Consider the following 25,827-nt stretch of genomic DNA (forward strand, 5'->3'; position numbering starts at 1 on the left):
CCGGACTGGCCGAGCGTCGACCCAAGAAAGGGGCGAAGCAATCAAATAGCAGTAATTGCCTCTGGGCTGGCCCGGGTTCATTTTTCCGTGTTGCTGAATGAACCTGGCTCCTTCGGTTCCTCTCCTTGCCGCCGTTCCAGTGCGGCACGATCCCAATGGCCCAACTCGGCTGCCTGATCCCAGGTGCTTTGCAGAAACGCCCGGAGCATCTGTTCGGGGGATGCGGCCTCCTGGACTGCCTGATAGGGCAGGATGAATTCGCTCAGCTCCGGGTGGAAATAGGCCTGTGGGGGCTGCACGGCTGCCTCGGCCAGTCCCGCCGGCTGTGGCACGGCATAGGCGTAGAACGCCGCTTCCGGGAGTCGTGCGTCGCCGGGCCAGAAGCCGTGGCTGATCACTTCGTGCGAGTAGGCGTCGCGCTCGAACGCCGGCCCGCTGCGCGGCGGCGCCCGGCGCCCGGAGAACCGGGTCACCGCCAGGTCGAAGCTGCCCCAGAAGAAATTGACCGGGCTGCTCTTGCCGGCATAGCCGCAGCGCCACGAGGCGAACACGCGGTCGACCCTAACCAGGATGCGCCAGAACCGCTGCGCCCAGGCGCCGTCGTAGATAGCCGGCCGGCTGTCGTCGTCCAGCCGTACCGGCGTGGGCATCTCGACCGTCACTGGCCAGATCCGCACCGCGAGGTCCATGTCCGCGAGCGCCTCCATCAGCGCTCTGTAGAACGCGCCGATGCTGTGTGATGCCAGCGGCAGCCTTCGTGTCGCACCGTCGGTGCAGTCGATCTGCAGGACGTGATCGAGGAAGTCGAAGGCGAGCGTAAACGAGCGTGAGCCATGCGGCAGCATGCCGGTGGACAGGCCGCGCGCAGTCACGTGCAGCGCCACGCCCCAGCAATGGTTGAGCGGCGGCGCCAGCGCCAGCGCCACCTTGCCCACCATCTGCGAATACAGATGCAGGGTTGCGTAGGTGTCCTTCCAAGAGGCGTATGGCAAGGACGGCCAGGCCCGGTCGTCGTCCGTCATGCGGCACCTCCGATACCCGTTGCCACAGGTCGTGCGGGAAGCTGAGGGTAGGGTGCTAGCCGTTACGGGGGCCGCATGGGATCGTGGAGAAGGACAAAGGGTGTCAGGGACAACTCCCTAAATCAGGCCCCTGGCTTCGCACTTTCTTGCACCTCGCGCTCGGAGTGAGCCTTGCCCGCTCCGCCGTTCCCGGATCGACGCTTCGCGGCCCCCGACCAGGACCATCCTTCCGCCTGGCTCCTTGGCCCAGGGAATCACCGCCCCGCCAGTGCCCCCTCGATCTGCCGACCCAGCGCGCGGGAGTCGCCTTCGAACAGCCGCCCGTTGACGAAGAAGGAGGGCGTGCTGTTCACGCCACTTCGCTGTCCGCTTTGCATGTCCCGGCCTACGCGCTCGGCGGGCTCGCCGCTTTCGATGGCTCGGGCGATGGCGGTCTCGTCGACGCCAAGCTCCCGCAGCCCTTGCTGGAGGCCCGGGACGCCTTCGGCCACCCATCGGTCGTGATTGTCGTAGAGCCAGTCGTGCATGGCCCAGAAGTCGCCGCGCAGGCCGACCGCCTCGGCGACCTGGGCCGCCGGCATCGCCAGCTCATGCATCCCGGTGAGCGGAAAGTGCCGGAAGACCAGGCGCAGGTCCTCCCCATACTGTTGCTGCAGCTGCTTGACCATGGGATGCGCCATCGCGCAGTAGCGGCATTGGTAGTCGCCGTACTCGATCACGGTGACCGCGGCGTCCGGGCTGCCCTGGACATGGTCGTCGTGTGAAACCGGATCAGTCAGCGTGGCGTCGTGTGCATTCATCGGTCGAGGGCCGTCTGGCCGTCCGCAGGACGAAAAGCACAGCCTGGAGGGGAGCGGGTTGTCGAGGCGTCGACTGGCGGTGAGGAATAGCAGAGGCGGGGAAACGGGGGCGGGCTCACTTCGCCGCGTGCCTTCAACATCCGGGAAGCGGTGGGTCGCCCGATCCCGTGCGCTGGGTCTGCGCCTGCGACGGACAGGATGCGGCCCCGTGTCCTTGTGGTCTCCTGCCAAACTGCCCCATCATGGTCGGCACGCGCGGCGCACCGGGCCGCGACCTCATGCCTGTTGCCCTTTCGTGGCAATGTCCGCATTGGCCGGTCGAGATCCTTGCGGTACCGAGGTCGCCTGTCGTGCCCACCGTTCTGCCGCGACCGACAAGGACCAAGGCATGTACCCGTCGCCTGCCGTACAAGCTGCCGATACCGAGGTCTTCATTACCCCCAAGTTGTACGCCCGGGTCCCCCGCAAGGTCGACTACCGGCAGGAGAAGGCCGCGCTGCAGGACCTGGCGGGGCGCATGGCCGGCAGCCCCGACGAGCTCCTTCCGCGGCTGGTCGACCTCGCCCTGGAGACGACAGGCGCGACGACCGGCGGATTGAGCCTCTACGAGGAAGCGTCCACGCCCGCCGTCTTTCGCTGGCACTTTTTGCGCGGCAAGCTGGCGCCCTTGGTCGGCGGGACGGCGCCGCGCGACTACAGCCCCTGCGGCATCACGCTGGACCAGCGCGCCCCCGTGCTCGCCCAGAACCCCGAAAAGCTCTACGACTGGCTGGCCGAAGCGGGCATGTCGCTGCCGGAGGTATTGCTCGTGCCGCTGTACGTCGGCAACGAGGCGCCGCTGGGTACGCTTTGGGTGGTCGCGGAAAGCAACGGGCACTTCGATGGTGAGCATGCCCGCGTCCTGAGCGAATTCGCCTCGTTCGTGGATATCGCCCTGCGCATGGTGCGCAGCGAGCAGCACCTGCGCCAGGCACTCGACGAGCAGGAGATGCTCACGCGGGAGATGAACCACCGCATCCAGAACCTGTTCGCGATGACCCACAGCCTGGTCCGCATGAGCGCACGCCACGCCGGCAGCGCAGGCGAACTGGCCGATACGCTGCTGGGACGGCTCGGCGCGCTGCAGCGCGCCCACGGGTTGGTGCGCCGCGGTTTCGCCTCGACCCAGGCCACCGCCACGGGATCGGACCTGGCTGGCCTGATCCGGGACATCATGAAGCCGCACGAAGGCCAGCCCGGTAACGAGTCGACGCGATGCATCATCCGTGGAGCGCCGCTTTCCTGCGGCCAGCGCAGCACGACGGCTCTTGCGCTCGTCTTCCACGAGCTGGCGACCAACGCAGCCAAGTACGGTGCCCTCTCCACCGAGGCTGGCCGGGTCGCCATCGAGTGGCGGGAAGAGGATGGCAACCTGCTACTGCGTTGGGTGGAGAGTGGAGGGCCGCTGATCGAGGCCGCGCCTGGCCATTCCGGCTTCGGGGCCACCCTGGTCTCGAACTCCGTGACCCGGCAGCTTGGCGGCACGCTCCGGCAGGATTGGCAGCCGGCAGGGCTGGTGCTGGAGATCGAGCTGCCGATGGCGGCGCTTGAATAAAAAAGGTGCCAGGGACAATTCTCGAAAGAACTGGAGTCGGAGCGCGCCTTTTTAGGGGTGGCTCGGCGATCTCTTCCGCAGAACCTCGCCCGCCTTGCCGCGCGTGGTCAGCACGGCGGCGAAGCCGCCGTGGGGCGTGCGCATGTTGGTGGTCTGGCCCTGGTACAGGCGCGCGGCGAACAGGATCACCCCGCGCTCGGTGGCGTAGCAGCGCACGTCGGTCTTGAGCGGCACGCCGGAGGCGCTGATCCGCACGCCCGGCGGCTCGAATGCCTGCGCGACGTAGTCCGCGCCGGCGATGGTCTCCCACATGCGTCGGGTGAGCTTGTCGCCGCGGTACGAGCCGCGGCTGCCGTAGCCGTTGGCCGGCTTGAAGAAGTAGTGCGCACGGTCGGCCCATAGCGCTTCGCGGTTGTCCGCCGTCACCTGCACCGTGGGAGGGATGCCGCCGGCCAGCACGGTGGCGTCGCCCGGGTTCAGGCCCAGCGAGAGCAGAAAGTCGCGGTTGCCCAGGACGGTCATGTTGCGCTTGTCCGCCAGCAGGGCGTGCGCGCGCGGGTGGGGCGAAAGGGCCACGGCGCCCTGGCGATAGGCCGTCGCGAGCGCGGCCGAGCCGGCCTCGCCCAGGGCGAAGTCGGTCAGGCGGTTGTAGACGAAATCCACGGCGCCGCCGGCGTCGCGCAACGCACGCCCGTCCCAGGACAGCGTGGCCGGCGCGTGGATCGTGCACGGCACGCCATGCTGTTCGAACGCCTGCCGGTAGAGGTGAAACTCCGGGTACAGGAACTGCGCCGGCGGGTCTTCATCGACGATCGCCATGCGTGAGGGTGGGTGCCCGAGCTGCGCCTTTGCCTCATCCAACCACGCCTGCGTGCCCGCCGCCACCGCGGCGTCGGTGGTGGTCGTCGTCGTCCAGGCGTGGGGCACGCAGGATTCCACGGCATCGAGCGCGAACGCGTTCAGCAACAGGCCGCCGGGGTTGGTGTTGATCTCGATGAGCCGCGGGCCGTGCTCGGTCAGGTGGAAGTCCAGGCCGATCACGCCGCCGGGCGAATGGGGATCGTGCCGGGCGATCGGCGGCGCCCAGGCGAGCACGCGCTCGGCATAGGCCGGCGCGTGGCCCACCGCGAACAGCGCGCGGGTGATGTGCTCCATGGTGGCCAGCGAGGCGCGATCGACGAACAGCGCCTGGGGCGCAAAGAGATGCGCGTGCCGGGTCGGGTCCAGCCCGGCGGTGTCCTGCAGGATGTGCACGATGCGCGCGTGCAGCTGCGCCGGCGCGACGACGGAACAGCCGCACTGCCGGTTCAGCGACGCGGCCGCCAGCGTGGCGTCGTCATCCGCGCAAGCGTTCCTGCAGCGTGTGCTCATGCGTCTCAGGCCCTTACTGTCCGGAGTGCAGGTTACCGGTCGCGGACTGAATGCCCAAAGAGAAACAGGGGCGAAAGCGCATTTCCTTGAACGCGGGGCACCGGAAGGCGGCGGTGGCTTCATTTGCGGTGCCGCGCGCCTGCGTCTGTTTTGGTATCGTGAAAAAGCATGCTCTGCCCCGAATGCCAATCCGCTGCGGATTCCGGTGATGGCCGAACACCGTTCCATGACGGTCTGGGCCGCGTCGACCGGCAGGCGTCCGCCATCCGCAAAGACGCGGATGTACTTGCGAGCACGTCCGCGTCGGAAGCGTAAGCGGACAAGCGATCTGCGAAAGGGGCGCGCGACGAAGCCGCAGGCCGGCTAAAGGAGATCGCCGGCGACAACAAGCCATATCGACCACCCGACCCGCCCACGGGCGCATGGTCGAATGACAAGACACCCACGCTTGGGCGAGTACGTAGGAATGTGCTTCACAGCGTAGTCCGGGCGACAATCACCGACCCGGCGCCCGTGCCATGCCGACCTCCAATATGTTGGCGGCGGAGCTGCGGTGGAACTTCCAGCCATGACCGAACAAGCTCCCATGTCGACCGAGCACACCCCTTCGGTTTCGCTGCGCGAAGCCACTCGCGTATGGACCAAGGTCGGGCTATTGAGTTTCGGCGGCCCCGCTGGACAGATCGCGGTGATGCATCGCGAGCTGGTTGAGACCCGTCGCTGGATCAGCGATGCGCGCTTCCTGCACGCGCTCAACTATTGCATGTTGCTGCCAGGTCCCGAGGCCACGCAGCTGGCGATCTATATCGCTTGGATGCTGCATCGAACGGTGGGCGGCTTGATCGCCGGCGTGCTGTTCGTCTTGCCGGGCTTCTTCACAATCCTTGCGCTGAGCATCGTCTACGCGCTCTATGGCCAAGTCCCGCTCGTCTTCGCAATCTTCATCGGGTTGAAAGCGGCGGTGCTGGCGGTGGTAGTCCAGGCAGTCATCCGGATCGGCCGCAAGGCGCTCAAGAACCGGATGATGGTACTTATCGCCGCACTGGCCTTCGTGGCGATCTACTTCTTCCGCGTGCCGTTCCCGTTGATCGTGCTTGGCGCCGGTTTCTGGGGCCTGCTTGGACGCTGGTGGATGCCGCGCAGCTTCCCGGCGCCAGCGTCGTCCGCGGCGGATGCATCGTCGGACTTCCTCATCGACCGCCTGCTGGGCCAGGGGCGGCTTACCCACACGCGGCCCTCGGCTGCCCGCGCACTTCGCGTAACGCTGGCCTGGCTGGCGCTCTGGTGGATACCGGTGATCGCAGTGATCGCCGCATTCGGCCGGCACAGCGTGCTTGCGGGTGAAGGATTGTTTTTCAGCCAAGCCGCCGTGGTCACCTTCGGCGGCGCCTACGCCGTACTTGCTTACATTGCCCAGCGCGCCGTGGTCAGCTTCCATTGGATCACGCCAGGGCAGATGCTCGATGGCCTGGCGCTGGCCGAAACCACGCCCGGTCCTTTGATCATGGTCGTGCAATTCGTCGCTTTCCTTGGCGCCTACCATCACGAGACCAACCTGTCGCCAATGCTCGCCGGCGTGGTGGGATCGGTGCTGACCACCTGGGTCACGTTTGTCCCGTGCTTCCTTTGGATCTTCCTCGGTGCGCCCTACATCGAAGCCCTGCGGAGCAACCGCGCGTTGCATGCAGCGCTGTCGGCGGTAACCGCTGCGGTGGTGGGCGTGGTGCTGAACCTGTCGGTGTGGTTCACCCTGCACGCGATCTTCGGACGCATAGATGAGCACTACTACGGCTGGTTGCGGCTGGAAAGCCCGGTCTGGGCCACGTTGCAGTGGCCATCGGCTGCGATTGCCGCTGCCGCGATGCTCGCCATGCTTCGCTTCAAGATTGGTATGGGTTGGGTGCTTCTGGCGAGTGGCCTGGCCGGCTTAGGGGTAGGTCTTGTCTTCAAATGAGCGCTCCGCAAGCCTGCCTTCGGTTGCGCTGATCCTGAAGAATGTCCGCTGGCGACGGCGGTTTCAATCGGCCAATGCAACAGCAGGGTGTTCAGCGCTCTGCGGAACGGATGTTCGATCAGTCCGGGAATCCGCAATCCAGCTACCACTCCCCTTACGCTCGCTTTGAGCGCGTCGCGGTCGACCCGCACGTGCCCAGTTTCCTGATGCGCTGCAGTAGTGTGGCGCCCGGTGGAACGAGACGTCCGGCGCACCGGAAGTGCTCACGCGCACCCACGCACGCGGGCTGTATCCAGGGGCCCGGATCTAGCCGACAAAACCAGGACGGGTGACAGAGTGCGCTTTTCAAAGCTGAAACCGATGCTCGTACGTAACGCGCCCCGTGGGCTGGCGCTCCTGCTGCTCGCACTCGCCGGTTGCGGGATCGCCAGGCCGCCGCCGACGAGTGTGCTGGGCCAGCTTGGGGTGGTGGCCGAGCCAGGCGCGAACGATGATGCGGCGACCGCGCTCGACGTCGTGTTCGTCTATGACCCGCAGGCCGGCTCCTTATTGCCACTTACCGGACCGGAATGGTTCGCGCGCAAGGTCGCCTATCGGCAAAACCTCGGATCGGCGATCGATGTGGTATCGCTGGAGCTTGCGCCTGCGACGACGGTACGGGACGTTGCGTTGCCGCCGCGCTACCGGCGGGCGGTGGCCGTCTACGCCTACGCCAGCTACCTTGCCCCTGCCGGCCAGCCCCGCCTGAGCTTGGGTGCGTACCCCCGCGCGGTGATCCGGTTGGCTCCAGACCATGTCGTTGTCGAGCAAAGGTAACGGGGCCTGAGCCCCTTCCTGGCTGGAGCAAAACACCTCCTTGGCCCGGCCCGGTGATGGCCGGCAAGCGGTTATGCGGCCAGTCGCCGCAATGGCTGCACCGCGATCGCTATCGGCCGGAGGCGTTCTTTTGTCCGTCGGGTGCTGAACGGGCTCCCGGAAACCTCACTTGCGCCCGCTATGATCGATGCGCCCCGCGTGACCGGTCAGGGCGGGGCCTGCCGAGGGGGATTCGTGCCACCTAAACCGATCGACGAGCGTCACCGCACACCGCACGCCGCCGCCCCGGAGGCGTTGCCGCTGGCTAGCCGGGTGCCAGGCGTGGCCTGGGGGCTGCTCGTGGTCGGCTGCGGGATTCTGCTGACGCTCTGGCTTTACCGTGTCCAGGCGCGGCAGTGGCAAGCGGCGCGGCATGATGCCGTGGTGGCGGAAGCGGAGAAAGGGCTCGTCCAGTTGAGGGCGAAGCTGCGCTCGGCCGAACTGCTGGTGCGGTCTTTGCAGACGATGTTTCTGGTCGCCGGTGATATGGATGAGCACCAGTTCGCACGCGCGTACGCCAACCTGGACCCGCGCCGGGAGTTCCCCAGCCTGCTGGCCGTGGCGTATTCGGTTCGCGTGCATGGGCACGACGGCGATCATTTCCCGACCACGCTGGTCGCGCCCTTGGATGGCAACCGCAAGCTGCTGGGGTTGGACGTGGTCGACCAGCCGGCCAACATGAAGGCGCTGGCCGAGTCGCGAGATACCGACCATCTGGCCGTGTCGGAACCGTTTCCGCTCGTGCAGGACACGGGTTCCCACGGACGCGGGCAGGGCATCACGTTGCGGTTGCCCGACTACGGGCCTGGCGCTTCGCTCGACTCGCTGGCTGTGCGCCGGCAACGGTTGCGTGGATCGGTCGCGGTTTCGTTCCGGGTTGCCGACCTGATCCGGACCGGCTTGCCGGCGCAGCTATTGCAGGTGGCGGGCATCTCAGTCACGGACGTCGCCCGGGCATCGCGCGTTCCCCTGTTCGATTCGGGCACCGGCGTGCCCTGGACGAAACCCTCGATCGTTTATCGCATAGCGTTCGGGGGGCGCCTGTGGGAGATGGCCGTCTTTCCGGGATCGACCAGCGACCCCTCCTGGTCGCAGTCGGTGGTGCCCCCTGGGCTGCTGGTCAGCGTATTGCTTGGCCTGCTGGTATGGTCGCTGACCGACACGCGGCGCCGTGCCGTGCAACTGGGGTGGCGCCTGGGTGAGCGCTACCGCGAAAGCGAGGAGCGCTTTCGCACGCTCAACGAACTGCTGCCCGCGCTCGTGGTGCTTGCCGACGCCGCCGACGGGCGCATCGTCTACGCCAACCAGGCCGCGCGCGGACGATTGGGAGAGGGCATCCAGGGAACGCGGTTGGGTTCGCTGTTGGGGATGGACGAGAGCGAGGTGGAGCGGCGCCTGGCCAATCCGCAGGCCGGTGCGACCGAGGTGGGCCTGCGCGACACGGCCGGCGGACGTTTCTGGGCCAGCGTGGCGATCTCCTGGCTGATGCTCGAGGGTCGCCCCCAGTGGGTGATGGTCGCCAGTGACGTGACCGAGCAACGCGCGCTGACCGAATTGCTCGGTTACCAGGCGACGCACGACGAGCTCACGGGCCTGATCAACCGGCGTGAGTTCGAGCGTCGCCTGCAGCGGATGACCCAGGACATGGGCGAGTCACCGCCTTATGCCGCGGTGCTCTTCATCGACCTGGACCAGTTCAAGCTCGTCAATGACACATCCGGGCATGTGGCAGGTGATCAGCTTTTGCTGCAGTTGGCGACAGTGATGCGTGCGAGGCTGGGCGAAGAGCATGTACTGGCGCGGCTGGGCGGTGACGAGTTCGGCGTGATCCTGGCGGGGCTGGACACGCCCGGGCGCGCGGTGGAGCTGGCCGAGCATCTGCGTCTGGGGCTGGACGGTTTCGTCTTCGTCTGGGAAGCCAAGAGCTACATGGCGAGCATCAGTGTGGGCGGCGTACTGGTCGATCGCCCGGGGATGCCACTGGCCGAGTTGCTCGCCGCCGCCGATACCGCCTGCTACATGGCCAAGGAGCAGGGGCGCAACCGCGTGCACTTCTACTCCGAACGGGATGAGCAGAGCGCGCTGCGGCGCGGCGAGATGGAGTGGGCCAATCGGTTGCGCTGGGCGGTACAGGAACAGCGCTTCGTGCTGACCTACCAGGAGCTGCGTGCGCTCGGCGCGGAGCCGTCGGCGATTCATGTGGAGCTGTTGCTGCGCTTTCGCAATGAACTGGGCGAGCTGGTGTCGCCCGGCGCGTTCATTCCCGCGGCGGAACGCTATGGCCTGATGCCGCTGATCGATCGCTGGGTGATCGAGACCGCGCTGGCCAACGTCGATCGGCTGCATCCGGCGGGGGCGGCGCTGCGCATGGTGGCGGTCAACCTGTCCGGTGCCAGCATCGACGATGACACGCTGGCCGAGCGGATCGTCGAACTGCTGCGCCTGCACCAGGTGGCGCCCGAGCGCGTCTGCTTCGAGATCACCGAGACGGTGGCAGTACGCCAACTGACCGACGTGATCCGTTTCGTGACCCGGCTGAGGGAGGCTGGCTGCCATGTCGCGCTGGACGATTTCGGCGTGGGCATGTCGTCGTTCTCCTACCTCAAGCATCTGCCGGTGGACATCGTCAAGATCGATGGCAGCTTCATCCGCGACATGCTGAGCGACCCGATCAGCCACGCGATGGTGCGCGCGGTGACCGACATCGCGCACCGGCTGGGCCTGGTGGTGATTGCCGAATGGGTGATGGACGAGGCGATCATGGGGTCGCTGCGGGAGCTGGGGGTAGACATGGCCCAGGGCTATGCACTGCACCAGCCCGAGCGCGTCATGTGGCAGCGCGACTGACTGCCGACACAGGTGCCAGCAACCAAGGAGCGGCGAGCGTCCCTTCCGCGGGCCGCCTGATCGCGGATTCCCAACGAGTTCTGCGGGGCGTCGGTGCGCGCTGCGGTCGCCATGGCGGCCGCGGACTTTGCCCACCCCTTCATGCGGGTGCGCCTAGGTTGGCGTCATCCCCAAAGGACGACCCCATGGATCGCCAACCGCCGCCCACCGTGTCTTCGCTGGACCTCGCCCGCTATCTCGGTACCTGGTACGAGATTGCGCGCCTGCCGATGCGCCACGAACCGGCCGACTACACCGACATCACCGCCAGCTACACCCGCGAGCCCGATGGCGCCATCCGGGTGGACAACCGCGCCCGCAACGGCAAGGGCGAGCTGAAGGAATCGGTCGGGGAGGCGAGGGTGGTCGACCCGGCCGAGCCGGGTCGGCTGGAGGTGACCTTTCTGCCCGAGGGCTTGCGGTGGATTCCCTTCACCAAGGGTGACTACTGGATCCTGCGCGTGGACGATGACTACCGCACCGCGCTGGTGGGCAGTCCCGACTTCGAATACCTGTGGCTGCTCCATCGCGAGCCCGAGCTGGATGCCGGCACGCAGGAGATCTTTCTGAAGTACGCGCAGTCACTCGGGTACCGGCTGGACCAGCTCATCCGTACGCCGCACACGGGGCGCCGCACGGCCTGAGCAGTGGTGTCAGGGACAATGTCTGAAGAATCGAACGATCTGGCTCAAGCGCGCGCGTCGCCCGCACCTGCGTCGCACGACGCCACCGTGAAGTGAAGGTTGCCCACGCCGAAGCGATCGCGGCAGGTGACGAAGCATCCAGGTGCTGAATGCAACGTCGAAGCTGCGTTCTGGAAACGGCAACGCCTCCGGCCGCGAGCCTGAAATTCGACGGCGCTCCGCGTCGTTGCACCTTGCGCGTGGGGCGCTGCCGCTAAAAAAAGAAAGTGGCGCAGGTTCCTTGACCTGGCGCTTGAGCCGGTTCCAGGGGCAAGGGGACAGGCCGCGCACAGGAAGGCCCGGCGCCTCAATGGAGCTGGGCGGCGGGCCGGGGTGCCGTGATGCGCAACACGGGGTGGCCCTTCCAGTCCTTCAGCGGAAAGTATGCACGGTGCGTAGCGGCATCCACCGCCACCACGTGGGCATCGGGAGCCAGCATGGCAAGGCCGAGGGGGTGTAGGGCGCGGCCCTTCAGCTCGAACAGCGCGACCTTGCCCGATTCGCTGGCGACATAGAGCCAGCCCAGCGCGGGGTCGAAGGCCAGCACGTCGGGATCTTCGCCGACCTCGTAGGACGCGATGACCCGGCGCGTGCCCAGATCTAGCACCAGCAACTTTGCGTTGTCCTCGCAGGCGATGAAGGCCAACCGCGCGGGCGCGTCGATGTAGAGCCCGTGGTTGCCCTTGGCGCCGGGCAGGTCGATGCGCGCGATCACTTTGTCGGTGCTCGGGTCGATTTCCACCAACTGCCGGCGGGTCTGCACGTTGGCAAAGATATGCTTGCTCGCCGGGTCGTATTGCGTGTTGCCTACCTCGCCGCCGAGCGGGATGGTGGCGACCCGCTGATGGGTGCGCACGTCGATCACCGTATCGCTGCCCCCGTGCTCGTCGGAGACGTACAGCTTGTGTGCGTCCGGTGCGTAGGCCATGCCGTCCGGATAGTCACCGGCGGGCGTGCGAGCCAAAATCTTGAAGGTCTTGGCATCGATCGCCACCACCTCGTCGGTGCCGGTGGCCGAGGCGTAGATGCGACCGAGTGCGGGAACCGCCAGCACGCCATGAACGTGGCTGACGTCTGGAATATCAGCGACCACCCGTCGGCCCTCGGTATCGAACACGGTGACCACGCTATCGCCCAGGTGGGCGAGGAACAGGTGGTGCTGGCCCGGGTCGAAGCTGGCGTAGTCCCACCGCGTGGTGCCGCCGGTCAATGGGACGTCGGCCACCGTGGTTAGCGGCAGCGGTGTGTCGTTCGTGCGGCCGCAGGCAGCGGAGGATGCGACCAAGAGGATGGCGACCATGCTGGCGAGCGCGGGCATGCTTCGATAGCCGGAAAACGACATAGTGGTCTCCTTCACCAGGTTGCATATAGAGCCGTGCGCGTTGTCGCGCGGTCTTCGTGTGAACCTATAGGGGCCAGAGCGCACTTGCTCCGAACTGATTGCTTCCGGCCCCTTGTTCCCGAGGTGGCGACACCGATCTTTCCTGGTGGCGGTCGAAGCGTACTTTCTTAGTGCTCGAGCACGTGCATGTCACGCGTCAGCAGGCCAAGCCTTTTCTTCATGAATGCCTGGGTCTGGTTCGAATCGACGCTGTAGTAGGCGGTGTACAACACATCGCCGGCGGCCTTGGGCGAAGCGACCGCACCGATGTTCATGGTGCCGTTTTCATAGCGCGCCTCGCCGCTGTAGGGGTACTGCCGACCGGACACGGTCTGCCAGTGGCTGGTCATGTCCGCGTCGAGGCCCGTGGGGGGCATGGCCTGACGTTGGACGGTCAGTTCGTCCTGGTTGTCGTTGGTCGATGTTTTCCAGACACCGATGTAGCCCACGTCCCAAGCGGGCCGTCCGTGGTCCAGCAGGAAACGAAAGCCGAGGTTGAGCACGCTGTCGGGCAGGATCGCCTGGACGGCAGGGGTGTAGGAGAACGTCACCCGTTGCGACTGGTAGGCGAAGCGGCGTCCGTAATCGATTTGCAGGTGGATTTGCTTGAACGCCGCCGGCAGGGCCGCTTCCTGCAGATACTGCGTCCATTGCGCCAGCGTGCCGCCGTAGGTGGCGTAGACGAAATTGGCAAGCTCGTCCAGGTCCAGCCGATGTCCGCTGACCTGCGCGGCAGGGGCCATGCGCAACATCATCACGCAGCCATCGGGTACCGGCAGGGTGTAGGTGACGACCTGATGATTGAGGTGAGGAAAGGGCCAGGTGGATACCTGCCACGGACGCTGCCAACGGTCAGTGTAGGTCGCTTCGAACGAGGGCTTGCCCAGGGAGGTGATCTTGATCTTCTCTCCGGCGACCACGCGTTGGAACACGCCGACACGGGCCAGCAGGTCCATGCGTGCCTTGGCGTCATGATAGAAAAGCGTCGCGTCCGTCTGGTCGGGTCGCCGGATGTGCAGGAGCAGGGTATGACCGGCCTGGCCGATATCCACGTAGCCGTTCGAATCCAGCGCGGCACGACGGCGGACTTCGCCCGTACGTACCCACTGCCCATTGCTGTCGCGCACGATCAGCGTGGGGAAGGCATAGATCTGCGTCTGTTGGACCAGTAGACGCGTGGATCCGTCGCCGCGAGGGAAAAGATTCGAGGACTCCTTGGCAAGCAGGGCCTGGAGTTGTTCACGGCTATTCGCATCCCCGCTGAGCTGCAAGTCGCGGTAGAAATCGGACAAGCTCAAAGGCAGCGCGAAGTCGGCTTTCCAACGGCCATTCTGCAAAGCCTGGAAGATGTCCAGCTGGTAGACGCTTTTGCTGTCGACCACAGCGTGACCTTCCGGTGCATCGAGCACCTGGGAGATCGGCAGGGCGTAATTGAGGTTCTCGTTCGGCGACTTCATCAGCACGATGCCGATCACCTTGCCGCGGCTGTCCAGCAAGGGGCCGCCGCTGTTGCCCGGCGAGGCCGGGGCGGAGAAGCGCATCCACTTCCAGAGGCCGTCCTGTTCTTCTGGCGTGTCGGAGGTGTACAGGCCGTCGCGGATCACCACGCCGGTTCCCAGCGCGTTGCCCACCGCATACACCACGCTGTTCAACGGCGGGGCGGGATTGGTTTCCAGCGCGGCTTTCCCGGAGTCGCCCGCCAGCGTGAAAACCACGAAATCCCTGCCCATCGAGAACTTTTCGATCTTGTCTATGGGGTACACGTGGCCGGTCGCATCCCGCAGCTGCGGCGGACCCCACAAGCTGTTCATGCCCGCCAGCAACACGTGCCCGGCGGTCACGTAGCGATGGTTGCCGATAGCGAAGGCCGTCCCTATCGAGTAGTACTTGTCGTTGCGTTCCTGATAGGGCAGCAGATCGAGCGGCAGCGGCTTTTCGTAACTCAACGGATCGACCGTAGGCTTGGCCTGCACCACCTCGAACGTGGCGGCCTGGATCTTGGGAAGCATGGATGGGTCGAGCGTGGCAGCGTGTCCTGCTGCCGAATGTCCCAGGCCTGCTGCGAACAGGATGGCCAATCCCAGTCGCGCCGCAACGATGCCGATGCGGCGCGTGGCCAAACGCACGATGTACATTCGTTTCCCCCCAAGGTGACGCCTCGGCATGGAGCCCCCCGGCCCCTCGCTGGCGACATCATCTTGACATGCTCTCCGGAGACATGGGGAAACGCCGCGAACCCGCCGAAGGCCCGTTTCATGCGCACGTTTCGGCGCCGATGGGGCGGCTTGCGGGCAACCTGCGGGCCTGCGCTCCACGGTTGTCGGTCACGACGCGGCCCGTCTTACCGCCACCAAATGCGACCGGTGAGCCATGACCTTCTTTGGCGACCAGGCCTCGCCCGGGCAAGGGTAGGGAGCAGAGTGCTTTTCCTCGAGCTGGCTGCCCGAACTCGCCACCTGTTCATCGCCGCCTGTCTACCGGGGTGGCGACTGGGCGACGGCGCTGCTCAAGGGTCGGAAGAGGGACGCGGCCATTCAGCGATGTGCCAGGGCCTGCGCAAGCTTCGCACCGGCGGCCAGGCCAAGCGCCAATACGCCATAGGTCACCGCCAGGCAGCGCCTGCCGAGCACGAGTTCCCAGCCCGGCGTGAGTCGTTTCGGAGTCACACCGTAGTCAACGGCCGCCGCGACGGCGGACGTTACGCAGGCGCCCCGCAGAAGTGCGCCGCCGGAAAGCGCGCGGCGCCTGACGCGCCAGTACTCGAAGGGCAGCGCCCAGAACACGGCCGATGCGTAATGGGTGACGAAGCCGACCCATGTATGCGCGGTATCGAGCTCGTCGCATGCGGCGGCTTTCTCGCCGTGCAGCCAGTGACTGGTCGCATTGATGGGTTGCAGGGCGCCCTTGCCTTCGGCTCTGGCCAGCAGCGCCAGGGTGGCCGCCGAGGCGAGGCTCGCCACGGTGCCGGTAAGCAGAGCGCTGGCAAGGAGTGGCGTGCGATCGCCGTGGCCGTTCGTTCGCGTGTGCATCCAGTCGCCTCGCTCGTTGCGTATTTCCAAGACTGCGGCGTCTCGGGTCGGGGCCATGTGACCCGCGCGCCGAACTTCCATGAAGGCAACCTCGGCCTTGTCGCACGGGGCGGCCGGAGGCATTCCAGGTCGATGTCGATTTCGGACGGCCCGCCTCGTCGTTCCCATGAGCGGTCGACTGCCCGCTCGAGTCTCGAACAGAGCCGGGCAGCCGGCGCCACACAGAGGACCACGCAATGCTTACGACGACGACCGCAGGGATGTCTGGCGGCAATGAACACGGCACTCGCCGGACCGTTCGCAGCCCGGCGAGTCCGCGCGTCACGGGCAGGCGTGTGGCCAGGCGGATGGCTTGCCTCGCCCTGGTCTCGCTCGCCTCGGTCGGCGCTGCGGCGAGGGTGGCCGAGCCCTACCCCCGCATGGCTCCCGTCAAGGCCTACCTGATGGAGCGTGCCCAGGAAATCGCCCTGGCCCGCAGTGCCGCACCCGCTTCCATTTCCAGGGACGCGACGGTCCTGGTGCTGACCCCGACGGGCTATGAATCCGCTGTCACCGGTACCAACGGGTTTGTCTGCTGGGTGGCCAGGGGCTTCAGCGGCGCGCCGGACTGGCCCGAGCGCTGGAACCCGAAGATTCGCGCCGCGGGGTGCGACAACCCGCAGGCCGCACGCAGCGTGACGCCGATCGCCAGGCTGCGCACGGCGATGACGCTCGCTGGCCGTTCCGATGCCGACATCGCCGAACGCATCAAGGTCGCCCTTCGCACCAAGGACATCCCACCGCTGGAGCCGGGCGCCATGTGTTACATGATGTCGAAGTCGTCCTATCTGTCGGACGACGGCGGCCACGACATGGCGCACGTCATGTTCTACGTCCCGCTCAAGGATGGCACCGACTGGGGCGCCAACGCATCCGGATCGCCCGTCTTCGGCGGCAACTACTGGTTCTATACGCCGGAGCACCGGGCCGACGCTGCCAAGCTGCCACCCCTGACGGTTCTACTGGTCGGGGTAGCCACCTGGTCCGACGGGACGCCGGCCGAGATGCCCTCGATGTGAGAGCCCTTTCGAATCTTGCTATCGAGCCAACTGTGCCGGGCCACGTCCCGCGATCGAGGCTAGGTTTTGAACCGCCGAACCTCCTGCGGCCAGCCGCAGGCTTCGGCCACCCTGCCTGCCCAGTGTCTTGCCGCCTGCTCGTCGGGCACGTCGATCACGGTGAATCCGCCAAGGAACTGCGGGTTGCGCACGTACGGCCCGTCGGTGAACGCCAGCGTGCCGCTGGTGGTATCCGCGCTGAAGGCTTCCTGCGGGTCTTCCACCAGGCCGCCGGCGAACACGTAGACGCCGGCCGCCTTCATATCATCCACGACCGCACGCGCAAGCGGACCGCGGGCGGCGAACCACGTCTGCGTGTGCTCGCCGACCCACGCCTGGTTGAAATAGATGAGGTACTTGCTCATGCCATGCCCCGGGGCCGCGCAGCCCAGCGGCTGCCATCGTCCTCACGACGGGCGGGTGTATAGCGATTCGACACAAGTGGGGCTCACGAACTGTCACGGGGTCGGAGCCGCCGTTTTGGAGCGCTCAGCCGACAGGCGCCTTGATCGGCTCCGCAGCCTTGGTGGGGTAGGTGAGCAGGTAGAGCAGCACCAGTATTCCTCCCACCGGCGCCAGGCTGATGAGCTGCCACCAGGGGCTCAAGCCCGCGTCGCGCAGGCGCCGGGTACACGCCGCAATCCATGGCAGCAGCACGGCCAGGGAGGCGATCTGCAGCGGCAACGGGCCGATGGCCTCGGAAAGCAGCTCGGCGAAGGCCAGCAGCATGGTCACGGCCAGTGCGAACCACCAGAACGCCGCGCGTGGGGTCGTGCCGGTGAATTCCAGGCCGCGCAGCACGCCTTCGCGCATGGCCTGGAGCGCCGGCTGACTGGGCACCGGGTGGCCCACCAGCAGGCTCTCGGCCGGCACCTCGAACACGGCGGCCAGTGCGCGCAAGGACTCGGTCGAAACCCTGGCACCCGATTCGAGGCGCTGGATGGTCCGCAGGTTCAGGCCGCTCAGCTCGGCCAACTGTTCCTGCGACCACTGGCGGGCGGCGCGCAGCTCACGGAGTCGGGCGCTATTGATCTGCATGGATGCTCCTTGGCATCGGGGGCTCGGGTTCCCGCCATCATCCTGCCGTACCCCGCTTTCCGCGACGACAGCGACCCGAAATGAGCACGACAGGAGCCCGACTGCGTGCTGTCGAGCCGCTGTATCCGGGCCATAAGGTCCTCCCCAACGCCAAGGTGATGCTTGGCGCGAGGGGACCCGCGCCCGGGCCCAGCAGTGAAACTTAGTTATTGACCTAAGTAAAATCGACTGCCAGACTCGGCCATCGCACTGAAGTCTCCCATCGAGTGGCCGGCATCGAGATGAATCCATCCGCCGTCGTTGACGACGTCTTTTATGCCTTGTCCAACGCGACCCGGCGACAAGTCCTGGAACAACTGTTCAGCGGGCCGGCCACGGTCAGCGAGCTTGCCGCGCCGTTCGACATGAAGCTCCCCTCGTTCGTGCAGCACCTGGCGGTGCTCGAGCAGAGCTGCCTGGTGAAATCCACGAAACAGGGAAGGGTGCGGACCTACGAGATCGCACCCGAGCGGTTCAAGGCCGCCGAAGACTGGCTCGCCGAGCGGCGCCAGCTGTGGGAAGCCCGACTCGATCGTTTCGATACGTACGTCCAGCAACTCAAGGAAAAGGAACCGCAAGCATGAGCAAGCCATCCGCGTTCGATCCCAAGCTCGATATCGTTTTCGAGCGGTTCCTCGATGCGCCGCCGCGCCTGGTCTGGGAAGCCCTGACCCAGCCGGAGCACGTCAGCCAGTGGTACATGCCCAAGGCCTGGGGGCGCGTGTCGCGCTGCGAGATGGACCTGCGGCCGGGCGGCGTCTTCGGCATCGATATCGTCGTGGGCAACGGCCCGGAGGTACCCAACCTCGGCTGCTTTCTGGACGTGGTTCCGATGCAGCGGCTGGTCTGGACCTCCATGCTGTTCCCCGGCTATCGCCCGGCCGTCTTCGACGACGTTCCGATCACGGCCATCATGACGCTGGAGCCGCAGGGGACAGGAACGCGCTATGTCTTCACGGCGCTGCACCGCAACGAGGCCGACGTTGCGGCGAACAAGGAGTCCGGCTGGAAGGAGGGCACCGATATCGCCCTCGATCAATTGGTCGCGCATGTCGCGTCGATGAAATAAGGGCGGTCGCATCCGTTCCATCCGAGTGGAACATTCCGCGTCGGTCAGTTGCAGTCGCGGCGGATCACACCTGCGGCTTGCGACGAGTGCGCTTCCTTGTCGCGGCCGCGCCCAATGGAGCCGCGGAGCCCGCGTCACCCAACTGCTCCATCCACGCCAGGTCATCGACGTAGGCGAGAAACGACCGCAGATAGTCCGGCGACAGCTCGCGCATCAGCGCGATGGCTCGGCTGGCCAGCGCGGTGGAGTTGAGCGGGCCGGCATCGGTGGGGGCGTGGGCGAGGGATTGCTGGAGCTGGCTGTCGGTGCGCAGGGTGGACCAGAGCTGGCGAAGGCCGACGAGCGCGGGTAGGTTCGGGTAGGCGCCGCGCTCCGTGCTTGCCTCGCGGTCCAGGCGTTCTACCAGTTCGCGCAGCGGACCCGGATGCGTCGGAGTGGCGTCGCGGGCGGATGTTTCGTCCCGCGCATCGGCATCGGGCGTTCGCAGTTCGGCCAGACGCGCATCCAACGCGCGTCGCGCTTCGCCGTCGAGGCTCGCGGCGCGCTGTTCCATGGCCGCGATCAGGTGCGCGCGGATGGCCGAGGCGATGTCAGGGCGCATGGCCGGCATCGGTGCCGTTCGGTGTGGCGTTGGCGGCCGACGAGCGGGGGATCGGAGCAATCTCCACGCGGCGGTTCTTCGCCCGGCCGGTTTCATCCGTGTTGGTGCTGACCGGCTGCTGCGCGCCGAAGGCGGCGGCGAAGACCGCGTCGGCGGGCACGCCGGCGGCGATCAGCGCGCGGGTGACGGTGAGCGCGCGCTGGGCGGAGAGCTCCCAGTTGTCGGCGAACTGGCGGTTGTCGCCGTGCACGGGCCGGTCGTCGGTGAAGCCGCTGACCATCAGCAGCTCGTCGCGCGACTGCAGGTACTGCGCCAGCGGCGCGGCGAGACTCTGCACGAGCTGGCGGCCTTCCGGCTGCAGCTGGTCGGAATTGAGCGCGAACAGCAGGCTGCCGCGGATGCCGATGCGGCCGTTGACCAGGGTCACGCGGCCCTGCGCCAGCGGCGTTGCCAGCGCCTGTTCCAGCGTGGTGCGGCGTTGCAGTTCGGCCTGGCGCTGCTTCTGGGCCACCTCCAGCTTGTGCGAGAGCTGCAGCTGCACGCCGATGACGCCGACCAGGATCAGCACGAACGCGCCCAGCAGCACCGACATCAGGTCGCCGAAGGCCCAGATCGGCGCGGTCGACTCGGCGTCGAACTCGACCTCGTCGCTCATGCCTTCGCCGCCTTACCGCCCGGCGCGCGGCGGCCGGCAAGCTGCTGCATGTCGGCGATGATCTGCTGCTGCGAGAGCACGCTGAGCTCGACCACTTCCCTGGCCTGCGCCACGTAGTAGGCGAGTTGCTCGTCGCTGCGCGCGAGCGAGGCGTCGAGCGCGCCGGCGATCTGCTGCAGGCGTTCCATCAGCGCGTCGTTGGCCTGGCCGAACTGCGCCACGCCCGCGCCGAAGGCTTCGCCCAGGCTGGCGACTTCGACGGCGCCGGCGGCGACCTGCGCCGCGGCGGTGTCGAGCTTGCCGGCCTCCGCTTCGACCTGCGCGGCGAAGCGGCTGCCGACGCGGTCGAGCAGCTCGGCCGAGGTGCCGACCAGCGCGTCGATCGCGCTGCGCTGTTCGGTGGAGGCGTGGTTGACCGCCTCGAGCAGGGTTTCCAGGGTGGCCAGCAGGCGGCTGCGTTCCTCCAGCATGGCGGTGTCGCGCACCATGCTGTCGGAGAGCTTCTGGCGCAGCTCGCCGACGACTTCGGCGGCGACGCGCGGTGCTTCCGACGCGGCCTCGACCAGGCGGGCGATCTCGGCGAGAGTCTGGCTGGCATGGGCCTGGGTACGCGCCACCACGGCGCCGGCGGTCTGCTCCAGCGTGTCGCAGATGGCCTGCTGGCGGCTCGCGGTGGCTTCGCCGGCCGCGTTCCATCGAGCGGCGAGGTCCGCGGTGATGGCGTCGAGCTTGTGCGTCCAGGCGGCCAGGCGCTCCTCGTCTCGTGATTGGAGTGCCGACTGCAGTTGCGCGTGCGAGCGGTCGACCGCCTGCACCAGCGCGGCCGCGTGCGACTCGAAGCTCGCGCCGGCGGCGGCAAGCGCCTGCCGGTTGCGCTCGGCGAGCCCGGCGTGCACGGCGTCCTGCTTGGACAGCGCGCTCTGCCATGCCTCGGCCGCGCGGTCGGCGCTCGCGTCCAGGCGCGTGGCGACGCCGGCCAGCAAGGCGGACGAGCGTTGCTCGAAGGTGTCGGCGAAGCGGGCCAGGGTGTCGCCCAGCGCCTGCGCGTGGGCCTCGTTGGTCTGCCGATGGTGGGCGAGCGCATCGTTCCATATGCCGGTGACGGTGCGCGCGGTGGTGTCGAAGCCGGCCGCCAGGCCGTCGAGCTGGCGTTGTACGGCCTCGCCCACGCTGGCCTGGATCGCGGCGCTCTCGCGGGCAAGGCTGGCCAGGGTGGATTCGACCACCGGCTGCAGCACGCCGGCGGCGGTGCGCGCACTGTCGGCCACGCTGGCCTGCAGCGACTGTTCGACCGAGCGGGCCAGGCGCGTATAGGCCTCCTCGGTGTGGCGGTGGAAGGCCGCGCGGTCGGCGGACTGGCGCTCGTGGGCGGCGGCGCTTTGCTGCTCCAGCGTTGCGGCCATCGCCTGCAGGCGGTCGACCAGAGCGGGCATCGCCGCGGCCTGCTGCTGCAGCAGGCGCAAGGCCTCCTCGCGCCGGTGTGCCTGCGAATGGATGCGCAGGGTGGTGGCGATGGCCGCGTCCAGCGCGTGCACCACCTGCAACCGCTCCCAGCGGACCAGCGCGGAGAGCAGGCCGAGCATCGCCGAGCTGGCGACGCCGGCGATGGAGGTGCCGAAGGCGAAGGCCAGTCCATTGACCGGCGCGGCCAGCGAGCCGCGGATCGCCTGCAGGTCGCTGGCGCTGCCGAGCGCCGTGCCGGTGCCGCGCAGCGTGGCCATCATGCCCAGCAAGGTGCCGAGCATGCCCAGCAGTACCAGCAGGCCGACCAGGTAGGGCGTCATCGCCGGCGCCGGCAGCGCGGCACGCTCGCCTTCGACGCGCAGGCGCACGGCGTGGCGCAGGCCGGGAGCCAGGCGCTCCAGCCAGCGGCCGAGCTCGGCCGGCGGCTCGGCCAGTTCGTCCACCGCCTGGCGCAACGTGGCGGTGGCCTGGCGGTAGCGGAACAGCTCGAAGGCACCGGCGAGGTAGCAGGCGCCGATCAGCAGGGCGACGGCCAGGCCGAGCGGATTGCTGCCGACGTAACCGGCGACGATCCAGCCGATGGCGACCAGGCCCAGCGCGAACACGCAAAGAAGGAGCAGACGTTTGAACATGGGGAACCGCGTCAGGGGGTGCGAAGCGCCGCGAGCAGCGCGTCGACCGGTTGGAAACGAAGATCCAGCTCCGCCAGCAACACGCTCTGCATGTCGCGGCGGAAGCCATCGAGCCACGGGGTGGAGGCCTGCCCGGCGGCACGCAGGCGTTCGAAGCGCCGGCCCAGCAGCTCGGTCACCTGGGCGAGCAGGGCGTGCTCGCGCGGGGTGAGGGCCGCTTCCATCACCGCATCCACCTCGGCCAGTCGCGCCATGTCGGGCGAAGCCTGGGCGAGCGCGTCACGCAGCGTGCCGCGCAGGCGGCCGACGGTGGCCTGCATGGTGCGCTGGCGGGCGAGGCAAAGCTGGCGGAAGGCGGCGTAGTCGGGTTCGGCCGGCGCCGATGCCCGGGCGGCGAGCAGCGGATCGTCCTTGATCGCCGTGGCCAGCACCTCGCGGGCCCGTTTGCATTGCCCGTGCAGGTCCTCTGGCGCCGGTGCGTCCACCGTGGGCGCGACCGGCCGGCCGTCGAGCGCGGCGGCGAGCGAGAGCGCGTGCTTCCAGTCCAGCCACTGGCCCAGTCGGTCGGGCAGCGACTGGCCGGATGCGGCCACGTCGACCTCTGCCAGGCGCGCCAGCAAACGAATGAACGTGGGCCCGCGAACCGTCGGGCGGAGTGCAGCTTGCGCCATGTTTTCCGGAGCAAAACCGGCAGTTTAGCGCGGCAGCGGTCCGGCGTGGCGCTCCCCCTGTACCGCCCTTTTCTTCGGCGCCGTCCGGGGAGGATCGGACGTGGCGCCGCGAGCCGCAGGGCGCCGGGCATGAAAGCGGTGCTGCGGTAGGAGCGGGAATGAACCTACCGGTCCGGCCCTTTGCCACCGGCCTGCGGGTAAGGCTAGAAGGCGTACTCCGCCGAGATGCCCGCGCCGCTGTCGTGCAGGTAGACCGCGTTGCCGTCCTCGCGGCTGCGCTCGTCCTGCGCGAACTCGGTGTGGAAAATGTAGGCAGCGAAACGCCAGTGCGGGTTCGCCCGGTAGGCCAGGGCGACTTGTTCCTCGCTGTCGGTCTGCGCCAGGCGCACTTCGCCACCTTCGGTGCGCAGGCTGTTTACCCACGGCAGGCGGCCCCAGCTGGCATCGGCCGTGAGCTGCAGGGCATCGCTGAGCGGGTAACGCAGGTGCAGCCCCAGCATGGGTACGGGAAGCTCCTGTACGTAGAAGTCTTCCTTCAGCTCGTGGCCGGGGCTGTCCGCGGCGATGGTGCCGTCCAGCTTGAAATTGAGCATGACGTAGCGGGCGCCCAGGCTGCCCCACAGGCTGCCGCCGCTGCCCACGTCCGCCAGGCGGCGCCAGTAGCTCGCGTCCAGTTCGATGAAATCCTGGAAGTGGGTGACGGTATCCAGCCGGCCGGGCGCCACCTTGGTGCCGTTGAAGTAGACCGGGGCGGCGAACCGGGCGCTGCCGTCCAGGCGATGGGTGGTCAGCCCCAGATGCAGTTCGCCGGCTTCGCCCAGCGGCGTCCAGGCGAGCACTCGCAACGACTGCATGTGACCGGCCCGGAGATCGTCGTTCAAGCGCAGGCGCGTGGTGGGCACGTCGTTCTCGCGTACCCGGATCCAGCCGCCGGTCCAGCCTTGTTGGGCGGCCAGCGCCACATGCCAGTCCGTGGCATGCAGCGGGCCGCAGCCCAGCGCACCGGCGAGCAGCAGGGAGAGCACCTGCAGGCGCCTGCTGCTTCGTCCGCAGGCGCCTGCAGATGCATCGGCGACGCGGTGCAGTCGCCGCCCGACGCGCGGGAACGAGGGCGCCTGCCTGCGCATCTCACAGCATCCTGCGCAAGGTGTTGTCGCGCACGATGAAGTGGTGCCACAGGGCCGCGGCGACGTGCAGGCCGATGATCCAGTAGAAGATTTCGCCGATGGCCTCGTGCAGTTCCCCGATCCGCTCGTGCCACGTGGCGTCCGGCGGGACCAGCGACGGCAGCGACCATCCCAGCACGGGCAGCGTCACCCTGTCGCCGGCCAGGTCGACCTGCACAATGCCCAGCAGCGGTTGCACAAGCAGGAAGGCGTAGAGCGCCAGGTGGGTGATCCGGGCGACCAGGTGCGTGAACCGTCCCGGAGCCGGCTGGATCGGGGGAAATCGTCCGATCGCCAGGACCGGCAGGCGGACCAGCAGCAGGAGCAGCACCAGCAGTCCGGCAAGGTAGTGCCACTGCAACGCCGCGCTGGGGCCGCCGGCCTCCTTGTCTTCGCCGCCGAATTCGACCAGCAGGTAGGCGGCAAACACGGCGAGCACGGTGAGCCAATGCGCAGCGCGCACGAGGGCGGGGTAGCGGCTGCGCGTCGCGACCCGAGCGGGGGTTCCAGTTCCGATGGTCGCGCTCATGGGTTCGGTTGCGGCGTAGTGGCCACGCTCGGTGGCAGGATCGGGAGGGTCACCTGCGGCTGGTCACCGGTGAGTGCGCCGAGGAAGGCAGTGATGCGGTCGACCTCCGCGTCGGTGAGCTTTGCACCGAGCTGGCTGCTGCCCATCACCGCGACCGCCTGGCGCAGGTCCCATACCTTGCCGGAATGGAAGTACGGCGGCGTCAGCGCCACGTTGCGCAGCGACGGCACGCGGAAGACGTACTCGTCGCTGACCGTCTTGGTGACGGCGAAGCGTCCCTTGTCGCCCGGCGGCAGGATGTCGGCGCCGGGGCGTTCCACCACGCCGAACGGGGCATACCGGCCGCCGCCGACGTTGATGCCGTTGTGGCACGCGGCGCAGCCCTTGTCGATGAACAGGGCCAGGCCTTGCATCTGCTGGGCGTCGAGCGCCTTGCCGTCGCCCTTGAGGTAGCGGTCGAACGGCGCGTTCGGGGTGATCAGCGTGGCCTCGAACAGGGCGATGGCGCGGCGGACATTGTCGAAAGTGATCGGATCGCTGCCGCCGAAAGCCTTCGCAAAGAGCGGTGCGTAGCCGGGAATGCCCTTCAATTGCTCGACCACGTGCGTGGCTGTGGCGTCCATCTCGATCGGGTTGACCAGCGGTCCGCCGGCCTGCTGCTCGAGGTCCTTGGCGCGGCCGTCCCAGAACTGGGCGACATCGAAGACCGCGTTGTACACCGTCGGCGCGTTGCGTCCGCCGTGTTGCCAGCGGTGCCCGAGCGACGTCTGCTGCAGGTCGACCCCGCCCATGCCGATCATGTGGCACGAGTTGCAGCTGATCGCGTGACTCTCGGACAGACGGGGGTCGAAGTAGAGCATCCTGCCCAGCGCCGTCCTGGCCGGCGAGGCGGGGTTGCCGGGCAGTGCCGGGGGCTGGGTCGGGATCGGCTTGAACAGGCCCCGAGCCTGCGCCACCCGGTCCGCCTGCGCCCAGGCCGGCGCCGTGCAGGCACCTGCCAGGACCAGACAGGAGACCAGCGTGAACGGTCGCATGTTCGTCTCCTTTTTTGCTGCGCAAGAAGAGGGGGAAGGGGGCTGGTCGGTGCCCGCGCGGAGCGTCCCGTGTCGCGTCCGCCGTCGCAGGCGGCGCGCAAGCCGAGCCTCGCCCGGTATCGGGGAGACTCGCCCGCGGGCAGGTGTGGCTTGTTGATCCAGGTCAACCTGGCGACGCGAAGCGTCATTCCGCGCACCGCTCTCACGCGACGAGGCCATCCGCCGGCCTCCATGCAGCGCGTCGTCCGGCATGACCT

The 25,827-nt window shown here is 67.6% G+C and carries 23 protein-coding genes; 8 read left to right on the forward strand and 15 right to left on the reverse strand.

Going from position 1 to position 25,827, the window contains the following annotated elements:
- Window positions 1–77: 77 nt before the first annotated feature.
- Window positions 78–1,022, reverse strand: coding sequence for a DUF5996 family protein (locus VGU65_RS13480; RefSeq protein ID WP_327476527.1), 945 nt, complete (start codon window positions 1,020–1,022; stop codon window positions 78–80).
- A 254-nt stretch (window positions 1,023–1,276) separates the two neighbouring features.
- Window positions 1,277–1,822 carry a DsbA family protein gene (locus VGU65_RS13485; RefSeq protein WP_327476529.1) on the reverse strand — a complete coding sequence of 182 codons (546 nt, stop codon included), beginning with the start codon at window positions 1,820–1,822 and terminating at the stop codon, window positions 1,277–1,279.
- Between the two features lie 301 nt (window positions 1,823–2,123).
- Between VGU65_RS13485 and VGU65_RS13490 the strand changes: the two genes are divergently transcribed.
- Window positions 2,124–3,416 carry a sensor histidine kinase gene (locus tag VGU65_RS13490; protein WP_327476531.1) on the forward strand — a complete coding sequence of 431 codons (1,293 nt, stop codon included), beginning with the start codon at window positions 2,124–2,126 and terminating at the stop codon, window positions 3,414–3,416.
- Window positions 3,417–3,467: 51 nt separating this feature from the next.
- On the opposite strand, the gene VGU65_RS13495 is transcribed toward VGU65_RS13490, so the two are convergent.
- Window positions 3,468–4,787: a hypothetical protein gene (locus VGU65_RS13495; protein WP_327476533.1), complete on the reverse strand. Its 1,320-nt coding sequence runs from the start codon at window positions 4,785–4,787 to the stop codon at window positions 3,468–3,470.
- A 568-nt stretch (window positions 4,788–5,355) separates the two neighbouring features.
- Between VGU65_RS13495 and chrA the strand changes: the two genes are divergently transcribed.
- From chrA to VGU65_RS13515, 4 genes are all read left to right on the forward strand, one after another.
- A complete protein-coding gene (chrA, locus tag VGU65_RS13500) occupies window positions 5,356–6,741 on the forward strand; it encodes a chromate efflux transporter (RefSeq protein WP_327476535.1) in 1,386 nt (461 codons plus the stop codon).
- Window positions 6,742–7,077: 336 nt separating this feature from the next.
- Window positions 7,078–7,557 carry a hypothetical protein gene (locus VGU65_RS13505; RefSeq protein ID WP_327476537.1) on the forward strand — a complete coding sequence of 160 codons (480 nt, stop codon included), beginning with the start codon at window positions 7,078–7,080 and terminating at the stop codon, window positions 7,555–7,557.
- 234 nt (window positions 7,558–7,791) lie between these two features.
- Window positions 7,792–10,443 carry a bifunctional diguanylate cyclase/phosphodiesterase gene (locus tag VGU65_RS13510; RefSeq protein WP_327476539.1) on the forward strand — a complete coding sequence of 884 codons (2,652 nt, stop codon included), beginning with the start codon at window positions 7,792–7,794 and terminating at the stop codon, window positions 10,441–10,443.
- A gap of 185 nt (window positions 10,444–10,628) precedes the next feature.
- A complete protein-coding gene (locus tag VGU65_RS13515) occupies window positions 10,629–11,126 on the forward strand; it encodes a lipocalin family protein (protein ID WP_327476541.1) in 498 nt (165 codons plus the stop codon).
- A 346-nt stretch (window positions 11,127–11,472) separates the two neighbouring features.
- Here the strand turns inward: VGU65_RS13515 and VGU65_RS13520 are convergent, their stop codons facing one another.
- From VGU65_RS13520 to VGU65_RS13530, 3 genes are all read right to left on the reverse strand, one after another.
- Window positions 11,473–12,507: a YncE family protein gene (locus VGU65_RS13520; protein WP_327476543.1), complete on the reverse strand. Its 1,035-nt coding sequence runs from the start codon at window positions 12,505–12,507 to the stop codon at window positions 11,473–11,475.
- A gap of 167 nt (window positions 12,508–12,674) precedes the next feature.
- Window positions 12,675–14,681, reverse strand: coding sequence for a S1 family peptidase (locus VGU65_RS13525; protein WP_327476545.1), 2,007 nt, complete (start codon window positions 14,679–14,681; stop codon window positions 12,675–12,677).
- Between the two features lie 399 nt (window positions 14,682–15,080).
- Entirely contained in the window at window positions 15,081–15,575 is a 495-nt protein-coding gene (locus VGU65_RS13530; RefSeq protein ID WP_327476547.1) for a hypothetical protein, read from the reverse strand.
- 347 nt (window positions 15,576–15,922) lie between these two features.
- On the opposite strand from VGU65_RS13530, the gene VGU65_RS13535 reads away from it, so the two are divergent.
- Window positions 15,923–16,633, forward strand: coding sequence for a hypothetical protein (locus tag VGU65_RS13535; RefSeq protein WP_327476549.1), 711 nt, complete (start codon window positions 15,923–15,925; stop codon window positions 16,631–16,633).
- A 59-nt stretch (window positions 16,634–16,692) separates the two neighbouring features.
- Here the strand turns inward: VGU65_RS13535 and VGU65_RS13540 are convergent, their stop codons facing one another.
- Both VGU65_RS13540 and VGU65_RS13545 read right to left on the reverse strand, forming a co-directional pair.
- Entirely contained in the window at window positions 16,693–17,037 is a 345-nt protein-coding gene (locus VGU65_RS13540; protein WP_327476551.1) for a YciI family protein, read from the reverse strand.
- A 124-nt stretch (window positions 17,038–17,161) separates the two neighbouring features.
- Window positions 17,162–17,710 carry a DUF805 domain-containing protein gene (locus VGU65_RS13545; RefSeq protein WP_327476553.1) on the reverse strand — a complete coding sequence of 183 codons (549 nt, stop codon included), beginning with the start codon at window positions 17,708–17,710 and terminating at the stop codon, window positions 17,162–17,164.
- A 266-nt stretch (window positions 17,711–17,976) separates the two neighbouring features.
- Here VGU65_RS13545 and VGU65_RS13550 point away from each other — a divergent pair, with 266 nt between their 5' ends.
- A complete protein-coding gene (locus tag VGU65_RS13550) occupies window positions 17,977–18,333 on the forward strand; it encodes an ArsR/SmtB family transcription factor (RefSeq protein WP_327476555.1) in 357 nt (118 codons plus the stop codon).
- Entirely contained in the window at window positions 18,330–18,818 is a 489-nt protein-coding gene (locus VGU65_RS13555) for an SRPBCC family protein (RefSeq protein ID WP_327476557.1), read from the forward strand. Before VGU65_RS13550 ends, VGU65_RS13555 begins: the two co-directional genes overlap by 4 nt.
- Before the next feature lie 64 nt (window positions 18,819–18,882).
- Here VGU65_RS13555 and VGU65_RS13560 read toward each other — a convergent pair whose 3' ends face one another.
- From VGU65_RS13560 to VGU65_RS13590, 7 genes are all read right to left on the reverse strand, one after another.
- Window positions 18,883–19,419: a DUF2894 domain-containing protein gene (locus tag VGU65_RS13560; protein ID WP_327476559.1), complete on the reverse strand. Its 537-nt coding sequence runs from the start codon at window positions 19,417–19,419 to the stop codon at window positions 18,883–18,885.
- Window positions 19,409–20,074: an OmpA family protein gene (locus tag VGU65_RS13565; RefSeq protein ID WP_327476561.1), complete on the reverse strand. Its 666-nt coding sequence runs from the start codon at window positions 20,072–20,074 to the stop codon at window positions 19,409–19,411. Before VGU65_RS13565 ends, VGU65_RS13560 begins: the two co-directional genes overlap by 11 nt.
- Window positions 20,071–22,170: a DUF802 domain-containing protein gene (locus VGU65_RS13570; protein ID WP_327476563.1), complete on the reverse strand. Its 2,100-nt coding sequence runs from the start codon at window positions 22,168–22,170 to the stop codon at window positions 20,071–20,073. The genes VGU65_RS13565 and VGU65_RS13570 overlap by 4 nt, the downstream gene beginning before the upstream one ends.
- Window positions 22,171–22,181: 11 nt before the next feature.
- Window positions 22,182–22,841, reverse strand: a complete 660-nt coding sequence (locus VGU65_RS13575) for a DUF3348 domain-containing protein (RefSeq protein WP_327476565.1) — start codon at window positions 22,839–22,841, stop codon at window positions 22,182–22,184.
- 203 nt (window positions 22,842–23,044) lie between these two features.
- Window positions 23,045–23,968, reverse strand: coding sequence for a hypothetical protein (locus tag VGU65_RS13580; RefSeq protein ID WP_327476567.1), 924 nt, complete (start codon window positions 23,966–23,968; stop codon window positions 23,045–23,047).
- 1 nt (window position 23,969) lies between these two features.
- Window positions 23,970–24,536 carry a cytochrome b gene (locus VGU65_RS13585; protein WP_327476569.1) on the reverse strand — a complete coding sequence of 189 codons (567 nt, stop codon included), beginning with the start codon at window positions 24,534–24,536 and terminating at the stop codon, window positions 23,970–23,972.
- Window positions 24,533–25,570: a cytochrome-c peroxidase gene (locus VGU65_RS13590; RefSeq protein ID WP_327476571.1), complete on the reverse strand. Its 1,038-nt coding sequence runs from the start codon at window positions 25,568–25,570 to the stop codon at window positions 24,533–24,535. The genes VGU65_RS13585 and VGU65_RS13590 overlap by 4 nt, the downstream gene beginning before the upstream one ends.
- Window positions 25,571–25,827: the final 257 nt, after the last annotated feature.

The organism is Frateuria sp. (genome assembly GCF_035943815.1).
GTDB lineage: Bacteria > Pseudomonadota > Gammaproteobacteria > Xanthomonadales > Rhodanobacteraceae > Frateuria_A.

Bases quoted from the DNA above. Each gene is read 5' to 3' on its own strand.
- VGU65_RS13480 (WP_327476527.1), bottom strand. From the start codon at position 1,022: ATGACGGACGACGACCGGGCCTGGCCGTCCTTGCCATACGCCTCTTGG.
- VGU65_RS13485 (WP_327476529.1), bottom strand. From the start codon at position 1,822: ATGAATGCACACGACGCCACGCTGACTGATCCGGTTTCACACGACGAC.
- VGU65_RS13490 (WP_327476531.1), top strand. From the start codon at position 2,124: ATGTCCGCATTGGCCGGTCGAGATCCTTGCGGTACCGAGGTCGCCTGT.
- VGU65_RS13495 (WP_327476533.1), bottom strand. From the start codon at position 4,787: ATGAGCACACGCTGCAGGAACGCTTGCGCGGATGACGACGCCACGCTG.
- chrA (WP_327476535.1), top strand. From the start codon at position 5,356: ATGACCGAACAAGCTCCCATGTCGACCGAGCACACCCCTTCGGTTTCG.
- VGU65_RS13515 (WP_327476541.1), top strand. From the start codon at position 10,629: ATGGATCGCCAACCGCCGCCCACCGTGTCTTCGCTGGACCTCGCCCGC.
- VGU65_RS13520 (WP_327476543.1), bottom strand. From the start codon at position 12,507: ATGTCGTTTTCCGGCTATCGAAGCATGCCCGCGCTCGCCAGCATGGTC.
- VGU65_RS13525 (WP_327476545.1), bottom strand. From the start codon at position 14,681: ATGTACATCGTGCGTTTGGCCACGCGCCGCATCGGCATCGTTGCGGCG.
- VGU65_RS13530 (WP_327476547.1), bottom strand. From the start codon at position 15,575: ATGCACACGCGAACGAACGGCCACGGCGATCGCACGCCACTCCTTGCC.
- VGU65_RS13535 (WP_327476549.1), top strand. From the start codon at position 15,923: ATGGCTTGCCTCGCCCTGGTCTCGCTCGCCTCGGTCGGCGCTGCGGCG.
- VGU65_RS13540 (WP_327476551.1), bottom strand. From the start codon at position 17,037: ATGAGCAAGTACCTCATCTATTTCAACCAGGCGTGGGTCGGCGAGCAC.
- VGU65_RS13545 (WP_327476553.1), bottom strand. From the start codon at position 17,710: ATGCAGATCAATAGCGCCCGACTCCGTGAGCTGCGCGCCGCCCGCCAG.
- VGU65_RS13555 (WP_327476557.1), top strand. From the start codon at position 18,330: ATGAGCAAGCCATCCGCGTTCGATCCCAAGCTCGATATCGTTTTCGAG.
- VGU65_RS13560 (WP_327476559.1), bottom strand. From the start codon at position 19,419: ATGCGCCCTGACATCGCCTCGGCCATCCGCGCGCACCTGATCGCGGCC.
- VGU65_RS13565 (WP_327476561.1), bottom strand. From the start codon at position 20,074: ATGAGCGACGAGGTCGAGTTCGACGCCGAGTCGACCGCGCCGATCTGG.
- VGU65_RS13570 (WP_327476563.1), bottom strand. From the start codon at position 22,170: ATGTTCAAACGTCTGCTCCTTCTTTGCGTGTTCGCGCTGGGCCTGGTC.
- VGU65_RS13575 (WP_327476565.1), bottom strand. From the start codon at position 22,841: ATGGCGCAAGCTGCACTCCGCCCGACGGTTCGCGGGCCCACGTTCATT.
- VGU65_RS13580 (WP_327476567.1), bottom strand. From the start codon at position 23,968: ATGCGCAGGCAGGCGCCCTCGTTCCCGCGCGTCGGGCGGCGACTGCAC.
- VGU65_RS13585 (WP_327476569.1), bottom strand. From the start codon at position 24,536: ATGAGCGCGACCATCGGAACTGGAACCCCCGCTCGGGTCGCGACGCGC.
- VGU65_RS13590 (WP_327476571.1), bottom strand. From the start codon at position 25,570: ATGCGACCGTTCACGCTGGTCTCCTGTCTGGTCCTGGCAGGTGCCTGC.